The 16,649-nt window shown below is 72.4% G+C and carries 21 protein-coding genes; 15 read left to right on the top strand and 6 right to left on the bottom strand.

The window, feature by feature from the left end:
• The first annotated feature begins 1 nt into the window (after nucleotide 1).
• The 4 genes from HMPREF0063_RS07700 to HMPREF0063_RS07685 are packed head-to-tail and all read left to right on the top strand — an operon-like array spanning nucleotide 2 to nucleotide 2,720.
• Nucleotides 2-445, top strand: coding sequence for an SRPBCC family protein (locus HMPREF0063_RS07700; RefSeq protein WP_007078101.1), 444 nt, complete (start codon nucleotides 2-4; stop codon nucleotides 443-445).
• Complete coding sequence (locus HMPREF0063_RS07695; protein WP_007078100.1) at nucleotides 438-773, top strand: hypothetical protein; 336 nt, start codon at nucleotides 438-440, stop codon at nucleotides 771-773. The genes HMPREF0063_RS07700 and HMPREF0063_RS07695 overlap by 8 nt, the downstream gene beginning before the upstream one ends.
• Nucleotides 770-1,672 (top strand): ROK family protein, encoded by a 903-nt coding sequence (locus tag HMPREF0063_RS07690; protein ID WP_007078099.1) that lies wholly within the window; start codon nucleotides 770-772, stop codon nucleotides 1,670-1,672. Before HMPREF0063_RS07695 ends, HMPREF0063_RS07690 begins: the two co-directional genes overlap by 4 nt.
• Nucleotide 1,673: 1 nt before the next feature.
• Nucleotides 1,674-2,720 carry an ROK family glucokinase gene (locus HMPREF0063_RS07685; RefSeq protein WP_007078098.1) on the top strand — a complete coding sequence of 349 codons (1,047 nt, stop codon included), beginning with the start codon at nucleotides 1,674-1,676 and terminating at the stop codon, nucleotides 2,718-2,720.
• Here the strand turns inward: HMPREF0063_RS07685 and HMPREF0063_RS07680 are convergent.
• Together HMPREF0063_RS07680 and HMPREF0063_RS07675 are read right to left on the bottom strand one after the other, a co-directional pair.
• Nucleotides 2,626-3,087, bottom strand: a complete 462-nt coding sequence (locus HMPREF0063_RS07680; protein WP_007078097.1) for a hypothetical protein — start codon at nucleotides 3,085-3,087, stop codon at nucleotides 2,626-2,628. The two genes, HMPREF0063_RS07685 and HMPREF0063_RS07680, sit on opposite strands and share 95 nt — an antisense overlap.
• Complete coding sequence (locus HMPREF0063_RS07675; protein WP_007078096.1) at nucleotides 3,080-3,850, bottom strand: alpha/beta hydrolase; 771 nt, start codon at nucleotides 3,848-3,850, stop codon at nucleotides 3,080-3,082. Before HMPREF0063_RS07675 ends, HMPREF0063_RS07680 begins: the two co-directional genes overlap by 8 nt.
• Before the next feature lie 68 nt (nucleotides 3,851-3,918).
• Here HMPREF0063_RS07675 and HMPREF0063_RS07670 point away from each other — a divergent pair, with 68 nt between their 5' ends.
• From HMPREF0063_RS07670 to HMPREF0063_RS07650, 5 genes are read left to right on the top strand one after another with little or no spacing between them, the layout of a single operon-like run.
• Nucleotides 3,919-4,671, top strand: coding sequence for a lysophospholipid acyltransferase family protein (locus HMPREF0063_RS07670; protein ID WP_007078095.1), 753 nt, complete (start codon nucleotides 3,919-3,921; stop codon nucleotides 4,669-4,671).
• Between the two features lie 51 nt (nucleotides 4,672-4,722).
• Nucleotides 4,723-5,079 carry a VOC family protein gene (locus HMPREF0063_RS07665; RefSeq protein WP_040320180.1) on the top strand — a complete coding sequence of 119 codons (357 nt, stop codon included), beginning with the start codon at nucleotides 4,723-4,725 and terminating at the stop codon, nucleotides 5,077-5,079.
• A complete protein-coding gene (locus HMPREF0063_RS07660; protein WP_211208764.1) occupies nucleotides 5,076-5,552 on the top strand; it encodes a DUF427 domain-containing protein in 477 nt (158 codons plus the stop codon). The genes HMPREF0063_RS07665 and HMPREF0063_RS07660 overlap by 4 nt, the downstream gene beginning before the upstream one ends.
• A 10-nt stretch (nucleotides 5,553-5,562) precedes the next feature.
• Nucleotides 5,563-6,924 (top strand): class II 3-deoxy-7-phosphoheptulonate synthase, encoded by a 1,362-nt coding sequence (locus HMPREF0063_RS07655; RefSeq protein WP_007078092.1) that lies wholly within the window; start codon nucleotides 5,563-5,565, stop codon nucleotides 6,922-6,924.
• Nucleotides 6,849-7,400, top strand: a complete 552-nt coding sequence (locus HMPREF0063_RS07650; RefSeq protein WP_007078091.1) for a DUF1990 domain-containing protein — start codon at nucleotides 6,849-6,851, stop codon at nucleotides 7,398-7,400. The genes HMPREF0063_RS07655 and HMPREF0063_RS07650 overlap by 76 nt, the downstream gene beginning before the upstream one ends.
• A 105-nt stretch (nucleotides 7,401-7,505) precedes the next feature.
• Here the strand turns inward: HMPREF0063_RS07650 and HMPREF0063_RS07645 are convergent, their stop codons facing one another.
• The 3 genes from HMPREF0063_RS07645 to HMPREF0063_RS07635 all read right to left on the bottom strand — a co-directional run bounded on the left by HMPREF0063_RS07645 (nucleotide 7,506) and on the right by HMPREF0063_RS07635 (nucleotide 11,263).
• Entirely contained in the window at nucleotides 7,506-8,051 is a 546-nt protein-coding gene (locus tag HMPREF0063_RS07645; protein WP_007078090.1) for a carboxymuconolactone decarboxylase family protein, read from the bottom strand.
• 40 nt (nucleotides 8,052-8,091) lie between these two features.
• The gene (gene pknB, locus HMPREF0063_RS07640; RefSeq protein ID WP_007078089.1) at nucleotides 8,092-10,062 is read right to left on the bottom strand and encodes a Stk1 family PASTA domain-containing Ser/Thr kinase; all 1,971 of its coding nucleotides are present in this window, start codon (nucleotides 10,060-10,062) and stop codon (nucleotides 8,092-8,094) included.
• Between the two features lie 112 nt (nucleotides 10,063-10,174).
• The gene (locus HMPREF0063_RS07635) at nucleotides 10,175-11,263 is read right to left on the bottom strand and encodes a polyprenyl synthetase family protein (RefSeq protein WP_007078088.1); all 1,089 of its coding nucleotides are present in this window, start codon (nucleotides 11,261-11,263) and stop codon (nucleotides 10,175-10,177) included.
• Between the two features lie 23 nt (nucleotides 11,264-11,286).
• Between HMPREF0063_RS07635 and metF the strand changes: the two genes are divergently transcribed.
• Nucleotides 11,287-12,180, top strand: a complete 894-nt coding sequence (gene metF, locus HMPREF0063_RS07630) for a methylenetetrahydrofolate reductase [NAD(P)H] (protein ID WP_007078087.1) — start codon at nucleotides 11,287-11,289, stop codon at nucleotides 12,178-12,180.
• Nucleotides 12,181-12,201: 21 nt separating this feature from the next.
• Here the strand turns inward: metF and HMPREF0063_RS07625 are convergent, their stop codons facing one another.
• Nucleotides 12,202-13,467 carry a phytoene desaturase family protein gene (locus HMPREF0063_RS07625; RefSeq protein ID WP_007078086.1) on the bottom strand — a complete coding sequence of 422 codons (1,266 nt, stop codon included), beginning with the start codon at nucleotides 13,465-13,467 and terminating at the stop codon, nucleotides 12,202-12,204.
• 37 nt (nucleotides 13,468-13,504) lie between these two features.
• On the opposite strand from HMPREF0063_RS07625, the gene HMPREF0063_RS07620 reads away from it, so the two are divergent.
• The 5 genes from HMPREF0063_RS07620 to rsmH all read left to right on the top strand — a co-directional run bounded on the left by HMPREF0063_RS07620 (nucleotide 13,505) and on the right by rsmH (nucleotide 16,616).
• The gene (locus HMPREF0063_RS07620) at nucleotides 13,505-14,269 is read left to right on the top strand and encodes a class I SAM-dependent methyltransferase (RefSeq protein ID WP_007078085.1); all 765 of its coding nucleotides are present in this window, start codon (nucleotides 13,505-13,507) and stop codon (nucleotides 14,267-14,269) included.
• Nucleotides 14,256-14,645: a DUF3040 domain-containing protein gene (locus tag HMPREF0063_RS07615; RefSeq protein ID WP_007078084.1), complete on the top strand. Its 390-nt coding sequence runs from the start codon at nucleotides 14,256-14,258 to the stop codon at nucleotides 14,643-14,645. The genes HMPREF0063_RS07620 and HMPREF0063_RS07615 overlap by 14 nt, the downstream gene beginning before the upstream one ends.
• A gap of 255 nt (nucleotides 14,646-14,900) precedes the next feature.
• A complete protein-coding gene (gene mraZ / locus HMPREF0063_RS07610) occupies nucleotides 14,901-15,350 on the top strand; it encodes a division/cell wall cluster transcriptional repressor MraZ (RefSeq protein WP_040320179.1) in 450 nt (149 codons plus the stop codon).
• A 157-nt stretch (nucleotides 15,351-15,507) separates the two neighbouring features.
• Complete coding sequence (locus tag HMPREF0063_RS17205) at nucleotides 15,508-15,642, top strand: hypothetical protein (RefSeq protein ID WP_007078082.1); 135 nt, start codon at nucleotides 15,508-15,510, stop codon at nucleotides 15,640-15,642.
• The gene (gene rsmH / locus HMPREF0063_RS07605; protein WP_007078081.1) at nucleotides 15,639-16,616 is read left to right on the top strand and encodes a 16S rRNA (cytosine(1402)-N(4))-methyltransferase RsmH; all 978 of its coding nucleotides are present in this window, start codon (nucleotides 15,639-15,641) and stop codon (nucleotides 16,614-16,616) included. Before HMPREF0063_RS17205 ends, rsmH begins: the two co-directional genes overlap by 4 nt.
• Nucleotides 16,617-16,649 lie beyond the last annotated feature (33 nt).

Here is a 16,649-nt window from a genome sequence, read left to right as displayed (position 1 = left end):
CATGGCGCGCACGTCGAGCGACATCGTCATCGACGCCCCGGCCGACGAGATCATGGCCGTCATCGCCGACTTCCCGGCATACCCGGACTGGGCGACCGGGGTCCGGGTCGCCGAGGTGGTCGACGCCGGTACCGGCGGCCGGGCCGACCGGGTCCACTTCGCCCTGGACGCCAACCCGATTCGCGACGAGTACACCCTGGGCTACGTGTGGGACGGCGACCGGTCGGTCTCCTGGGAGCTGGTCGAGGCCGGGACGATGCTGACCTCGCTGGTCGGTGCCTACCAGCTCGAGCCGGCTCCCGGTGGTGGCACGAAGGTCACCTACCAGCTGCGGGTCGACGTCTCCATCCCGCTGCTCGGCATGCTGAAGCGCAAGGCCGAGAAGGTCATCATCGACTCGGCGTTGAAGGGCCTGAAGCAGCACGTCGAGGCGACGCGTGCCTGATCGCTCCCAGGACCGACCCCGCGACACCGGACCCGAGGAGGTCGGCGGGCTCGCCGAGGAGGCGGTGAAGCTGCTGGCCGCCCTGGCGACGCACCGCCCGACGGAGTCGGGCACGGCGGGAGCGTCCGCGGCCGGAGGCCCCGGGTCCTCGGCGGACGGCGAGCAGGCGCACCAGTGTCCTCACGGCTGGTGCCCGGTGTGCCGGGTCGTCACCCTCGTCCAGGAGCATCCCGAGGTCGTCGAACAGGTGGTGAGGTCGGCCGCGGACCTGGCCCGGTCGGTGCGGGAGGCGGTCGACCTGGCCATGCGCCCGCGGGACGACTCGTGACGACCGGCGTCGCCGTCGGCGTCGACGTCGGTGGTACCAAGATCGCGGCCGGCGTCGTGGACCACGACGGACGGATCGTGGCCCGGGGCAGGATCACCACCCCGACGGAGGCCTCGGCGATCCCCGGTGCGGTCGCCGCCCTGGTCCACGAGGTGGCCGGTGGTGCGGGCGTCGACACCGTCGGCGTCGGAGCCGCAGGGTTCATCGCCGCGGACCGCCGCACGGTGCGGTTCGCTCCCAACATCGACTGGGAGGACGAGCCCCTCGCGGCGACCCTGGAACCGCTGGTCGGGGCCACCGTGGTGGTCGAGAACGACGCGAACGCCGCGGCCTGGGGCGAGTTCAGGTTCGGGGCGGGCCGGGCCCACGACGACCTCCTCCTCGTGACGGTGGGCACGGGGGTCGGCGGGGGCATCGTCAGCGCTGGGCAGCTCCTCCGCGGCGCCCACGGCATCGCCGCCGAGGTCGGACACCTCTGCCTGGTGCCCGACGGCAGGGCGTGCCCGTGCGGCCAGCGGGGCTGTCTGGAGCAGTACGCCAGCGGCACGGCCCTGGTCCGGTCCGCCGCACGGCACAGCGAGCCCGGGACCGTCGTCGACGGCGCCGAGGTGACCCGTCGGGCCGCCGGGGGCGATGCGGAGGCCCAGCAGCTGCTGGCCGACCTCGGCGAGCGCCTGGGCCGGGGGATCGCGGCCCTCGTGGCCGTGCTCGACCCCGCGGTGGTGGTGGTCGGCGGGGGCGTCGGCGCGGCAGGTGACCTGCTGCTCGAGCCCGTCCGTCGCTCGCTGAACGCCCACGTGACCGGCGGCCGGCGACGTCCGGTGGCCGAGGTCCTCCCTGCCGTCCTGGGCAACGACGCGGGTCTCATCGGGGCGGCCGACCTGGGGCGGGCCGGCTGACGTGGCCGACAAGCTGGCGATCGGGATCGACATCGGGGGCACCAAGATCGCCGCCGGCGTCGTCGACGAGGACGGTCTGATCCTCGCCCGGGTCCGCAGGGACACCCCCACCACCGATGCCGCCGAGGTGCTCGACGCGATCACCGAGATCGCCACCGAGCTGCGGGCTGACCACCTGGTGAGGTCGATCGGCATCGGTGCGGCCGGCTTCATCGATGCCTCGCAGTCGACCGTGCTGTTCTCACCCCACCTGGCCTGGCGCAACGAACCCCTGCGCGACCGGGTGTCGCGCCGTACCGGGCTCCCGGTCCTCGTCGACAACGACGCCAACGCCAGCGGGTGGGCCGAGTGGCGCTTCGGTGCCGCGCAGAACGAGCCCGACGTCGTCGCCATCACCCTCGGCACCGGCATCGGCGGAGCGCTCGTCATCGACGGCCAGCCGTACCGCGGCGGCCACGGGATCGCGGGGGAGTTCGGCCACATGCAGGTGGAACCGGACGGGCGCCCCTGCGAGTGCGGCAACCGTGGATGTTGGGAGCAGTACGCCTCGGGCCGGGTCCTGAGTCGGCGCGCGGCGGCCGAGGTGGGCGGAGGCAGCCCGCTGGGCCGCCGTCTCGTCGAGCTGGCGGTGGGCGAGGGCCTGGCGCCGCACCAGGTCGACGGCACGCACGTGACGCGGCTGGCCCGCGCCGGGGACGCGACCGCCCGCGAGTGGATCGCCGAGGTCGGCCAGTGGCTGGGGGTCGGCATCGCGAATCTCGCGGCCGCCCTCGACCCGGGCATCTTCGTGATCGGTGGCGGCGTCAGCGACGCGGACGACCTGCTGCTGCTGCCCGCCCGTGCGGCCTACTCCGCAGCACTGACCGGACGCGGCTACCGCGCCGAGGCGAGGGTCGTGAAGGCCCACCTGGGGGCGGACGCCGGACTGGTCGGCGCGGCCGACATGGCCCGGATCACAGCACGGCGCCGTCGTCCGGCCCATCCCGCCGCCCGGGCCCGTGTGAGGGCAGCTGCGAGATCAGGTAGATCGCCCCGGCGACGAAGATGAGCCCGGCCCCGACAACCATCGACCGGGGCAGCCAGATGCGCAGCATCGTGCACAGCACCAGCAGGGCCGGCGCTCCCAGCACCCCGCACCACGACAGCGTGGTCGGCAGGTCCCGTGGCTTCAGCTCGACCGGCGGGACCTCGCGGTAGAACGGCTCGTCGGGCAGGTCGTCGACGTCACGCAGCTCTTCGGGCACGTCGGGGCGGACCGGCTCGCGTCGAGGTGGTTCCGGCTCGCTCTCGGGGAACGTCGGCGACTCCAGCTCCAGGCCCTCGACGATCGCGTCGAACTGCGAGCGCACCCGCGCCGACTCGTCGCGGGGGTGGTCGTCGGGCTCGGGGTCGCCCGGACGCCCGTCGTCAGACATCGCGGACGACGTGCTCGGCCACGAAGGCGTCGGTGCGTTCGAAGATGAGCTCGGCATCGTGGTCGAGGGTCGCGACGTGGTAGCTGTCGGTGAGCGACACGCTCTCGACGACTCCGGAGGAGACCCCGGCGAGCACGAGGTCGCGGGTGAGGTCGTCGACGACGTGGTCCTCCTCGGACCGGAAGTACAGCAGCGGTGCCTGCACCCGGTCGAGGTTCGGTCGCACGTCCTTCCACATCTGCATCATGGAGGCCAGCGCCTTCAGCGGGGTCCGGTCGTAGCCGTACTCGTCGGTGCCGGGCTTCTTGATGTCGTTGCCGATGCCCGGCATGGACGGCAGGAGGTGCTGCAGCACCGGCACGAGCTTGACGTCGAACCGTCGCGAGGCGACCGCCGGGTTGACCAGCACGAGCGCGTCGATGTCGTCCGGCCGTTGCTGCGCCAGACGGGTCACGAGGCAGCCGCCCATCGACAGGCCGGCGACCACCACGTGGTCGCACCGCGACCGCAGGTCGGTCAGCTCGGCGTCCACCGTGGCGTACCAGTCCTGCCACCCGGTGCGGTTCAGCTGCTGCCAGGACGTGCCGTGGCCCGGCAGCCGCGGCACCCGGACGGTGTGTCCGCGCGCGGCGAGATGCTCGCCCCAGGGGCGCATCGACGCCGGAGATCCCGTGAACCCGTGGCTCAGCAGGAAGCCCAGGGACCCGCCGTCCGCGGCAAAGGCCTCGGCGCCTGGACGGACGGTCACGGCTTCGCTGCTCATGACGCCATCGTATGTCGTGACGCCCCTCACGGTCGGAGTAGAGTCTCGCTGACGCCGAAGGAGACGACGTGTTCTACTGGTTCCTCAAGTTCCTGGCCCTGGGGCCCCTGCTGCGGCTCATCTTCCGGCCGTGGGCCGAAGGGACGGAGAACGTCCCCCGCGAGGGGGCCGTGATCCTCGCGAGCAACCACCTGTCGTACAGCGACTGGCTGTTCACGCCGCTGGCCCTGCCCCGCCGGGTCACCTTCGTGGCGAAGGCCGAGTACTTCGAGGGGCCCGGGATCAAGGGATGGTTCCAGAAGACCTTCTTCTCCGGTGCCGGGCAGGTGCCGATCGACCGCACCAGCGGATCGGCCGCCGCGGGAGCGATCCGCACCCAGCTGCGACTGCTCTCCGAGGGCAGCATCTGTGGCATCTACCCCGAGGGCACCCGCTCCCACGACGGCAAGCTGTACCGGGGCCGGACCGGTGTCGCCCGGTTGGCGCTGGAGGCCGGCGTCCCGGTCATCCCCATGGCGGTCATCAACACCGACGTCGTGGCCCCGCCCGGCAAGATCTTCGGCCGCATGGCGCGACCGGGCGTGCGGTTCGGCACGCCGTTGGACTTCAGCCGCTACGAAGGCATGGAGGACGACCGCTACATCCTGCGGGCGATCACCGACGAGATCATGTACGAGATCATGCGACTGTCCGACCAGGAGTACGTCGACCTGTACGCGCAGGACGCCAAGAAGCGGGACCGGGAGGCCGAGCGTGAGGCGGCGAAGGTCGCCGCACGGACGGAGTCCGACGAGGTGTGGGACGAGATCAAGCCCGACTGAGGTCCGCCCGCCGACGGGTCCGTGTCGGCGCCGGCCGGTAGCGTCGCGACCATGAGCCCCACGCACCACACCTTCGACTACATCGAGATCGCCGCGCCGGACCTCGAGGCCGGCCGGACCTTCTACGCCGACGTGTTCGGCTGGACGTTCGTCGAGTACGGCCCCGACTACGTCGCGATCAGCTCGCCGTCGGGCGACGGCGAGGTCGGCGGTCTCGACCGTGCCGGCGTCCCCGGCCGGGGCGGTCCGCTCGTCGTGCTCTACTCCGACGACCTCGACGCGACCGTCGAGGCCGTGCGGACGGCGGGCGGCACGATCGTGCAGGAGCCGTTCGTCTTCCCGGGCGGACGGCGCTTCTCGTTCACCGACCCGGCCGGCAACGAGCTCGCGGTGTGGGGCCAGCCGTGACCGACCGGCCGGCGGAGGACGTCTGGCAGTATCCGCGCCCGCCGGCCGTCGAGCCGAGCGACGAGCTGGTGGTCGTGGAGCTGGGAGGCAGCGAGATCGTCCGCACCAGCCGCGCGTTGCGGGTGCTCGAGACCAGCCACCCGCCGACGTACTACCTGCCGCTGGCCGACGTGGCCCCGGGCGTCCTGCATCCGGTCGGCGGCACCACCTGGTGCGAGTGGAAGGGCAGCGCCGACTACTTCGACGTCGTCGCCGGGGGCCGGACGGTCCCGGCCGGTGCCTGGACCTATCCGTCGCCCACCCCGGCCTTCGCCGCGCTCACGGGTCACCTGGCGTTGTACCCCGGCCGGATGGATCGGTGCACCGTCGACGGCGAGGTCGTGCAGGCGCAGGAGGGGGACTTCTACGGCGGCTGGATCACCTCGCGGGTGCGAGGTCCGTTCAAGGGGGCGCCGGGCACGCTGGGTTGGTGACGTCGGGCCGATGAACCGGACCGGTATCGTTGCTCGGGTGAGCATCCCCAGCCTGGCCGACCTCCACGCGATCGGTGCCGTCCAGCAGCCGTCGTACGCCGATCCGGTCTCCCGCGACGCCGCGGTCGAGACCCTCCGCAGGATGCCTCCGCTGGTGTTCGCCGGCGAGTGCGACGCGCTGCGCGACCGACTGGCCCAGGTCAGCCGTGGCGAGGCGTTCCTGCTGCAGGGCGGTGACTGCGCCGAGACCTTCGAGGGCGTGACGGCCGAGAACGTCCGCAACAAGCTGCGGGTGCTGCTGTCGATGGCCGTCGTCCTGACGTACGCGGCCAGCGTGCCGGTGGTGAAGGTCGGCCGACTGGCCGGCCAGTACGCCAAGCCGCGCTCCAGCGACACCGAGACCCGGGGCGACGTGACCCTTCCGGCCTACCGCGGTGATGCCGTCAACGGCTTCGACTTCACCCCGCAGTCCCGGGCCCACGACCCGCAGCGTCTGGTCGACGTCTACAACGCCTCGGCGGCGACCCTCAACCTCGCCCGCGCCTTCACCACCGGCGGCTACGCCGACCTGCGGCAGATGCACGTGTGGAACACCGACTTCGTGCGCAACAGCCCGGTGCGCGAGCGCTACGAGAAGATCGGTCACGAGATCGACAAGGCGCTGGCCTTCATGGACGCCATCGGGGTCGATCCCGAGGAGTTCCACACCGTCGACTTCTTCAGCTCGCACGAGGCCCTGCTGCTGGAGTACGAGCACGCCATGACGCGGGTCGACTCGCGCACGTCGCTGCCGTACGACGTGTCGGCGCACTTCCTCTGGATCGGGGAGCGCACCCGCCAGGTCGACGGCGCCCATGTCGAGCTGCTCAGCCGGATCGCCAACCCGGTCGGCGTGAAGCTCGGTCCGACCTCCACGCCCGACGACGCGATCGCGCTGTACGAGAAGCTCAACCCCGACCGTGTGCCGGGCAAGGTCACCTTCGTGACCCGCTTCGGTGCGGGCAAGATCCGCGATCTGCTGCCCCATCTGGTCGAGAAGGTCACGGCCGCCGGCCTGGAGGTCGCCTGGGTGTGCGACCCGATGCACGGCAACACCTTCGAGACCGACAACGGCTACAAGACCCGCGAGTTCGACGACGTCATCGACGAGGTCCGCGGCTTCTTCGAGGTGCACCGGTCGCTGGGCACCTGGCCCGGTGGCCTGCACGTCGAGCTCACCGGCGACGACGTCACCGAGTGCCTGGGCGGCGGCAACCGGCTCTCCTCCCTCGACCTCGCCACCCGCTACGAGACGCTGTGCGACCCCAGGCTCAACCGGGCCCAGTCGCTGGAGCTGGCCTTCCTCGTCGCCGAGATGCTGGCCGAGCGCTGACCGGCCTCACCTACGCGGAGGTCGGAGCCACCGCGAGGTCGCCCCTGCCCGCGGGGTACCACCATGTCCGCGCGCACCGTGACCTCGGTGCCGTCGATCTCGATGCGGTCGCCGAGGTGCTGCTGACCTGGCAGATGCACGAGCGGGCGGGGGTCCGCCGGGTGCGCGGGGCCGAGCGGGTGGCCCACGGCGCCGAGGTCACGTTCCGGTTCCTGGGCCAGACGATCCCGTGCCGGGTGGTGGCGGTCGTCGACGAGCCGGACCGGCGCGGCTTCGCCTACGGCACCCTGCCCGGGCATCCGGAGTGCGGCGAGGAACGGTTCCTGCTCGAGCGGGATCCCGCCACCGGACATGTCAGCGCCGTCATCACCGCCTTCTCCCGCCCCGGCACCTGGCGGACCCGCATCATCGGACCGCTCGGACGAGCCCTGCAACGCCACATGACGCGCCGCTACCTCGCCGCCCTCACCCGCTGATTCCCAGGTGATCCTGGGAAACTGTCACGTGACCCCTGTTGCAACCGGGGTCAGGTGACAGTTTCCTGTGCTCGGTGTCAGTTTCCCAGGATCACCTGGGAAACGTCACCGGGGCGAGGGTTCGGGCTGGACCCGCAGGGTCAGGAGGGTCGTGGCGAGGGAGTCGTACTGGCCGCACAGCATGAGGAACTCGATCGCCTCGGCCTCGTCGAGGTGGCGCCGCAGGTCGGCCCACGTCGCGTCGTCGAGTCCGCGGTCCGTGACGAGGTGGCCGGCGGCGACGAGCAGGCTGCGCTGCCGGTCGTCCCACCCCGACCAGGTCGGGTCGTCGGCGTGGGCGATCTGCTCGGCGGTCAGGCCCACCCGACGGCCGATCCGGCGGTGGTGGTTGCTCTCGTACTCGCACCCACGGGTCGCGGCGACCCGCAGGATCACCAGCTCGGTCTCGGTGCGGGCGAGGCGGCCCCCGGGCATCAGGTGCGCGCTGTAGAACAACCAGGCCCGGAACAACCGGCGCTGGCGGCCGAGGGTGGTGAAGACGTTCGGTCGGTGACCGCCGATGGCGCGGCCGGCCACGATGCTGATGACGTGGTTCACCAGACCGAGATCGCGTCGGGTGCCAGGGGTGATGCGCGGGGTGGGGTGCTCCATGGCAGGAGGCTAGCGGATCTGGGCGCTCGTCCCAGATCTGCTACAGGCCCGTGATGCTCACGGTCGCGCCGCGCTCCTGCATGCTGCCCGCCCCGGGGAACTGGCCGAGGACCGTGAAGTTGCCCCGACCGATCACGTCGACCTCGAACCCCGCCGCCTCGAGCGCCGCCTCCGCGTCGTTGCGACGCTGACCGACCACGTTCGGCACCTCGAACAGCTCGGGGCCCTGCGAGACCACGATCGTGACCGTGTCGCCCCGCAGCACCGTCCCGCTCGCCGGACTCTGACTGATGACGACGCCCTCCGCGACGTCGTCGCTGAACTGGCGCTCGACACCGACCTCGAAGCCGATGTCCTGCAGGCCCTGCGTCGCCTCGGCCTCGGTGCTGCCGGTGAAGTCGGTCACCTCGAGCGGCTCGCGCCCCTGGCTGACCAGCACGTCGACGGTGGTCTCCTTCTTCACCAGGTCACCCACGGCCACACCCTGCAGGCTGATGATCTGACCCTCGGGCACCTCCTGGTCGAAGGTCTCGGTGACGGCACCGAGCTCGAGGTTCGCCTCCGCCAGCAGCGCCCTGGCCTCGTCGAGGGTGCGACCGGTCAGGTCGGGCACCGCGTACCGCTCGGGTCCCGACGACACCACGGCTGAGATCGTCGACTCCGGCAGGATCCGTTCGCCGGCTGCCGGGTCGGTGGAGATGACGCTGCCGAGGGGAACGGTCTCGGAGAACTCGCGGTCGGTCACCTCGAGCGTGAACCCGGCCTGCTCGGCCTCGGCGATCGCCTGCTGCTCGGTCAGGTTGACCAGGGCAGGCGTGTCGACGAACCGCCCCACGCCGTAGTAGTAGCCGAGTCCGCCCGCCAGCAGGGTCAGCACGACGACGGCCACGAGCAACCGGCGGCCCCGTCGGCGTTGCCGGTCGGCGGGGGTGCGGGGAGGGGTGTCGACTGCGGTCGCGGGAGTCGCGGGGGGAGCCGCGGCCGCCACGGCGGCTCCGCCGAGCACCGCGGTGTGTTCGGTGGACGGCGACCCGCCGGTCACGGTCACGGTCTGCTCGTCCTCGCCGGCTCCGCCGACGGCGGCGGTGATCTCGTCGGCGCCGGCGGTCAGCGGCACCCCGGGCCCGGAGGGTCGCAGGTCGGCGGCCAGCTCGGCGTCGTCGTCGACACCCTGCCGCAGGGCCAGCTGTACCCGGCGCAGCTGCTGCAGCAGCACGCGGGCGTCCGCCGAGCGCTGGTCGCGATCGCGGGCCGTGGCCCGGGCCACGAGGGCGTCGACGTAGTCGGGCAGGCCGGGTCGGAGGTCCGACGGCGGTCCGATGTCCTCGTGCACGTGCTTGTAGGCGACCTGGATCGGGCTGTCACCCTGGTGCGGCTTGACCCCGGTGAGCATCTCGTAGGTCATCGCGCCGACGGCGTAGACGTCGGAGCGGGCGTCGGTGCCGGCGTTGACCACGATCTCCGGCGCCAAGTACGACACGGTGCCGATGAGGGCGTTGCCGGTGGCGGTGGTGGCGGTGCTGACGGCCCGCGCGAGCCCGAAGTCGGCGACCTTGACCTCTCCGTCGGGAGTGATCAGCACGTTCTCGGGCTTGACGTCTCGGTGCACCAGGTGCGCCTCGTGCGCGGCGGAGAGGGCGATCAGCACCTGCTCGACCAGGTCGAGCGCACGCAGCGACGGCATCGGCGCCTCGGTGCGCATGACGTCGCGCAGCGTACGGCCGGGGACGAACTCCATCACGAGGTACGTGATGTCGCCGTCGCTGCCCTGGTCGAAGACCGCCACGACGTTGCGGTGGTTCAGCTTGGCCGCCGCCTTCGCCTCGCTGCGGAACCGCTCGGTGAAGACGGCCGCGTCGCCGAGACCCCGGTGCATTACCTTGACCGCGACCTGCCGGTCGAGTCTCTGGTCCTCGGCGAGGAACACACTGGCCATGCCGCCGCGGGCGATGCGTTCGGTGATCAGGTACCGACCGTCGAGGACGCGACCCACGAGGGCTTCGTCGCCCATCACTGTCACGTCGGCCTCCTGACCCTGTCGCTCGGCCCGCGCACGGGTGTCGTCGTCCGTCTGATTCTAGTGACCCGTCCCACCGCAGCGCGGTCATGGTGGCCGCGGCGGGTCAGCGGGTCCGGTCCGTCGCCCGCGCGAGGAGCGGTTCGAGGGTCGAACGGCCGCCTGTGGGGAGCTCGAGGAGCGCCGTCCGGGCGGCGACGACGAGGCGGTCGATCTCGTGCTCCACCGACGCCAGGGCTCCGCTGGAGGCGATCAGGTCGCGGATCCGGGGGACGCCGTCGTCGGTGCCCAGAGCGTCCCGCAGGACCGCCCGGGCCGGCTCGCCGCCGAGCTCCGCGGTCCGTGCCACCAGGAGGGTCCGTTTGCCCTCCCGCAGGTCGTCACCGCTGGGTTTGCCGGTCACGGCCGGGTCGCCGAACACTCCCAGCACGTCGTCGCGCAGCTGGAACGCCTCGCCGAGGGGGAGCGCGACGGCCGAGAGCCCGGCCATCAACGCCTGGTCGCCGCCGCCGAGGGTCGCGCCGAGGTGGAGGGGCCGCTCCACGGTGTACTTGGCCGCCTTGTACCGGACCACGAGCATCGCCTCGGCGGCCGAGGACTCCGGGCGCGTCTGGTTGACGACGTCCAGGAACTGCCCGGCGACGACCTCGGTCTTGCACACGTCGAGCACCTCGAAGGCGCGGGCCAGGCGAGCGGCCCCGTCGGCACCCGTGAACGGCCCCGGGCGGTGGCCGGCGCTGCGGAGCATCTCGTCGCACCACGAGAGCATCAGGTCGCCCATCAGCACCGCGGTGGCGGCGCCGAAGCCGGCCGGATCGCCGACCATCGCCTCGCGTCGGTGCCGTTGTTCGAAGTCACGGTGCACGCTCGGCCGTCCGCGCCGGGTGTCGGAACCGTCCATGAGGTCGTCGTGCACCAGCGCGCTGCCCTGCAGCCACTCCAGGGACCCCGCGGCGACCGCGACGGCCTCGGGCACCGGGGTGTCGTCGGGGGTGGCTGTGGCGACGCGCCACCCGGCCAGGCAGAACGCCGGCCGCAGCCGCTTGCCCCCGGACACGTAGGCGGCGGCGGCGTCGACGAGGTCGGCCAACGGCGGGCCGAGCGGGTCGAGACGCGTCCTCTGGTGCTGCACGAACGAGACCAGCGCCGCGTCGACGACCGCGAGGTCGGTCGGGGCCGTGGCGTCGGAGGTCACGGCTCGGACGATACCGTTGGTACGTGCCGCACGACGACCGCTCCCTGCTGGAGCAACTACGGGATCAGCGTCCGACCGTCTCCTTCGAGTTCTTCCCCCCGAAGGACGACGACGGCGAGCAGCTGCTCTGGACCACCATCGCCGAGCTCGAGCCCTACGACCCGACCTTCGTCTCGGTCACCTACGGGGCGGGCGGCTCCAGCCGTGAGCGCACGGTCCGCATCACGGCACGCATCGCCGAGCAGACGTCGATGCGGCCGGTCGGACACCTCACCCTGGTCCGCCAGAGCCGCGAGGAGATCGCCGAGGTGCTGCAGCAGTACGCCGACGCGGGCGTCTCCCACGTGCTGGCGCTGCGTGGCGACCCGCCGGGCGGACCGCGTGCGGACTGGGAGCCCCACCCGGGCGGCATGGACTACGCGATCGAGCTGGTCGAGCTCGCCCACGAGATCGGTGGGTTCAGCGTGGGGGTCGCGGCGTTCCCCGAGGGCCACCCCGACGCGCCCGACCTGGACGAGGACGCCCGTGTCCTGGCGCTGAAGGCCGGCGCCGGCGCCGAGTTCGCGATCACCCAGCTGTTCTTCCGCGCCTCGGACTACTTCGAGCTGGTCGACCGGGTCCGCGCCCAGGGCTCGGACATCCCGATCGTCCCGGGCATCATGCCGATCCTCAACTTCGCCCAGGTGGCCCGGATGGCCGAGCTGTCCGGCGCGGCGATGCCCGCCGAGGTGCTTGCGCAGATCGAGCCGATCGCCGACGACAAGCCGGCCGTGCGGGCCCGCGGCATCGCGCTGGCCACGCAGCTGTGCCGTGACCTGATCGCCGGGGGAGCCCCGGGTCTGCACTTCATGACGCTCAACCGGTCGAGCGCCACCCGTGAGATCTTCGAGGCGCTCCGCGGCGAGGGACTGGTCTGACCCACCGGCCGGTGTGACCGCTCAACGGGGCGCGGCACCGATGTGCGCCGCGACCGCCGCGGTGGCCATGCCGATCTGCTCCAGGCGCGGACCGGGGTGGGCGTGGGAGCCGGCGTGGTAGACGCCGCGCGCCGGCCCCACCCCGGGCCGGTCGAACATCGAGCTCCACCCGGTCCAGGTCCATCCCTCGTGGCCCAGCGGCACGAGGTCGATCGGTTTCAGGTCGTGCCGGACCACGACGAGCTCGCGCAGGTCGAGTCCGAACCGGGCGAGGGCGACGAGCACGTTCTCCCCGCTGCGGTGCGCCAGCGTCCAGCGGCGGTCGCCGCTGGAGTGCACGCGGATGGGCGGGTTCGCGTGGACGAGGGTCTCGACGGCGAGCTCGGGCGGGTCCTCCGCGAGTTCGAGGAAGGTGCGTGAGGCCGGGACGACCGGCATGTCTCGAGGGGCGTCGAGGCCATCGGGCACCGTGCGGTTGCACCACACCACGACGTCGGCCGGCCACCGTCCGTCGGCGGTCTCGACCGCCGTGACACCGCCGTCGGGCCCGTCCAGGACGACCCGGTGCACGTGCTGGCCGGTCTCGACCGTGACCTTGCGCTCGACCAGACGCTGCTCGAGGGCCGCGGCCAGCCCGGGCCATCCGCCCTCGAACCGCCAGCGGCCGAAGGTTCGCTCGACGTAGTGGCTCACGGCCAGGAACCCGGGGGTCGAGCGGCGGTCGAGCCCGTCGAGCCGGATCGGGTCGAGGATCACCTTGGCGAGCCGGGCGTCGGCGAGGTCCCGGGCCGCCAGCTTGCCCACCGGGCGACGAGGTCGCAGGACGCGTCGGGCGTCGCGGTCGAAGGCGTCGGGTCCGGTGAGGACGACGTCGAGGCTGTGGCGGCGCAGCACCTCCCACACCTGGTCCTGCCCGTCGACCCATGTCGACCAGTCGTCCTGCCCGAACGCCGCGGTGACGGCGTCGTGCTGGTCGGCCCGGCGCCCCATCGGGAGGTCGAGGACCTCGCCGTCCGCGAAGACATGGCGCCGACCGGGCGCCGGCTCCAGCCCGAGCGTGCGGTCCATGGGCCGCCCGGACTTGCGGAACAGGTCGCGGAACACGCCGGGAAGGGTCACCAGCTCGGGGTGCAGCGGCCACCGTGCGCCGTCGATCTCGATGCCGTGCAGACCGCCGCCGAGCCGGTCCGCCGCGTCGAGCAGTGTCACGTCGTGGTGCAGCTTGGCGAGTCGCGCGGCGGCCGAGAGTCCGGCGAACCCACCACCCACCACCACGACTCGAGCCATGGGCGCACCCTAGTGAGCCGTGTGACACAGTGAACACATGGGTCCCGTTCGTCTCGACGTGGTCTGGCAGGCCGTGCTCGACGTCGTCGCCGCCGGCCCGTCCGGCAGCCTCCGGGTGGTCGATCTCGGCGGCGGCACGGGTGCCGACGCCGTCCGGCTGGCCCGGCTGGGGCACCGCCTCACGGTCGTCGACTCCAGTCCCGACGCACTCGCCTCGCTGCACCGGCGTTCGGTCGAGGCCGGTGTCGAGGACCTGGTCACCGCCGTGGCGGGCGACCTCGAGGACCTCGGTGCGGCCGTCCCCGACGGTGAGGCGGACCTGGTGCTGTGCCACGGGGTGCTCGAGCACGTCGACCGGCCGGCCACCGTGCTGTCGGCCGTCCCGGCCATGCTGCGTCCCGGCGGCCTGCTCAGCGTCCTGGTCCCGGGGCGCAACGCCGCGGTGCTCACCCGGGCCATGGCCGGCGACCTCGCCGCGGCGAGCCGCCTGCACGACCGGTCGGCCGCCGACTGGGACCTGCGCCGCGACGGTCCCCGACGATTCGTGACCGCCGAGGTCGAGGCGCTGGTGGGCGGGTGCGGGTTGTCGGTCGTCCGGCACGTCGGTCGACGCGTCGTGAGTGACCTGGTGCCCAGTACCGTGGTCGACGGGGACGCCGCACAACGCGCCGCCCTGATGGACCTCGAGCGGCTGCTGGGGGCCTCGGAGGATTTCACGGCGTTCTCCGGTGGCTTGCAGACGATCGCCCGCCTAGACTTGAGCCAGAGTTCACCACCAGGAGGCAACCGTGCCGCTCTCTGACGAAGAAGCCCGCCTGCTCCAGCAGCTGGAGCAGTCCTTGGCCGAGGAGGATCCCGACTTCGCCTCGACCCTGCGCGGATCGGTCTTTGCCGCGCGCAACCGTCGCGTGGCGGTGCTCGGCGTCCTGGGCTTCCTCGGTGGGATCGGCCTGCTCTTCGGCGGTGCCGTGGCGGCACTCACCTGGCTGGGCGTCATCGGATTCCTCCTCATGCTCGGGTCGGCCTACGTCGTCGTCGGTGCGTGGAAGCGCGGAGCGCTCACCGCGGAGGACCCGCGTCCGGCCACGTCCGGCAGCTCGCCCGGCAAGCCGTCGGGATCCTTCGTCGACCGCATGGAGGAGCGTTGGCAGCGCCGTCAGGACGGCGACAACAGCTGATCCGGTGAACCGCCGGCCCTGAATCGGGCCCTCGGCCCTCCACTTCGCTCCACCCGGAGCCGAACCGCCCCCTCGGGGGCGGTTTTTTCGTGCGCCCGCAGGTGACCTCCGATGCGCCCCCGCGGTCGCCGCGCCCCGACACGCTCGAAGAAGTGGCGCTTTCGTGCACCATGGTGGAGCAAAGTGGAGTACTGTGGAGCGAAATGGAGCGACAGGTGGATCGACCGGTGGTCGGAGACGAAGGGGAGGCACGCGATGAACGTCGACGTGGCCAACTTCTTCGGCACCTTCACCCCGCGCCTGGACGAGAAGGGTCGGCTCTTCCTGCCGGCGAAGTTCCGGCCGCGGCTGGAGCACGGCGTGGTGCTGACCCGCGGCCAGGAGAACTGCATCTACGGGTGGACCCCGGAGTCGTTCAGCTCCTTCACCGACCGGGTGCGCGACACCCCCTTCACCAACAAGCAGGCACGCAACTTCTTCCGGATGCTGTTCTCCGGCGCCTCCTCGGAGGTCCCGGACAAGCAGGGCCGCATCGCGATCCCGCCGGTCCTGCGCGAGTGGGCCCAGCTCGGCCGCGAGTGCGCCGTCGTCGGGGCCATGGACCGGATCGAGATCTGGGACCTCGAGCGCTGGACCGAGTTCTCGGCCGGCCAGGAGGAGGCCTTCTCCGACATGTCCGACGAGGTGATGCCCGGGATCTTCTGACCGTGCGACCGCTCCCTGACCCTTCCAGCACCCACCAGCCCGTGTGGCGAGATCCCCGGCCGAGTGGTTCTGACGCACTTCCCCGGCGTCAGAGACACCCGGACGGGGCTCTGGCCCCACGGACCCCCACCCGCCGACGCACCGAGGAGGTCGCCGCATGACCGACAACCGCGCACCGCGCCGCATCCGCCACGAGGTGGCCGACGCGGTGGCACAGATGGCGCTGTCGCTCGCGCTGTCGGTCGTCGTCGCCGGGCTGTTCGTGCTGCTGGTCCGACTGGGCACCCGATGAACGGACACGTGGGGGACGGGCACACCCGCCCCTCCCACGTGCCGGTGGCGCTGGACCGGGTGCTGGACCTGCTCGCGCCCGCCGTCGAGGCCGCCGGGGAGGCTGCCGTCGTCGTCGACACGACGCTGGGGCTCGGCGGGCACACCGCGGCGATGCTGCAGCGGTTCCCCGACCTGCGGGTCGTGGGCATCGACCGTGACCCGGACGCCCTGCGGCTGGCGGCCGAACGGCTGGCCGACGTCGCCGGACGGGTGACCCTGGTCCACGCCGTCTACGACCGGATCGCGGACGCGCTCGACGAGGCCGGCGTCGAGCGGGTCGACGGTGTCCTGTTCGACCTCGGTGTCTCCTCGATGCAGCTCGACGTGGGGGAGCGGGGCTTCGCGTACGCCCAGGACGCGCCGCTGGACATGCGGATGGACCCGACGACCGGCATCACGGCGGCCGAGGTGCTCAACACCTACGCGGCCGGTGACCTGGCCCGGGTGCTGCGCACCTACGGCGAGGAGAAGTTCGCCCGCCGGATCGCCGACGCGGTCGTGGCCGAGCGGGACGAGCACCCCTTCGACACCAGCCCGCGACTGGTCGACCTGGTCCGCCGGTCGATCCCTGCGGCAGCGCGCCGGACCGGCGGCAACCCCGCCAAGCGGACCTTCCAGGCCCTGCGCATCGAGGTCAACGACGAGCTGGGCGCGTACGAGCGGGCGCTGCCGGCGGCGCTCTCGGCGCTGAGGCCGGGCGGGCGGGTCGTCGTGCTGGCCTACCACTCGCTGGAGGACCGCATCACGAAGCGGACCTTCGCCCGCATCACGACCACCCAGGTGCCCCGGGACCTGCCCTTCGTCCCGGCCGGTCATGCCGCCGAGTTCCGGTCCCTGACCCGGGGAGCCGAGCTCGCGTCACCCGCCGAGATCGACGAGAACCCCCGCGCGCAGTCGGTCCGGCTGCGCGCCGTCGAGAGGATCGCCGCATGAGTGGGACCGCCGCCCGCGCCGCCGCCCGGGCGA

It is taken from the genome of Aeromicrobium marinum DSM 15272 (assembly GCF_000160775.2).
GTDB lineage: Bacteria > Actinomycetota > Actinomycetes > Propionibacteriales > Nocardioidaceae > Aeromicrobium > Aeromicrobium marinum.
The sequence above is the reverse complement of the archived record's forward strand: the minus strand, read 5'-3'. Positions and strand labels throughout refer to the sequence as shown.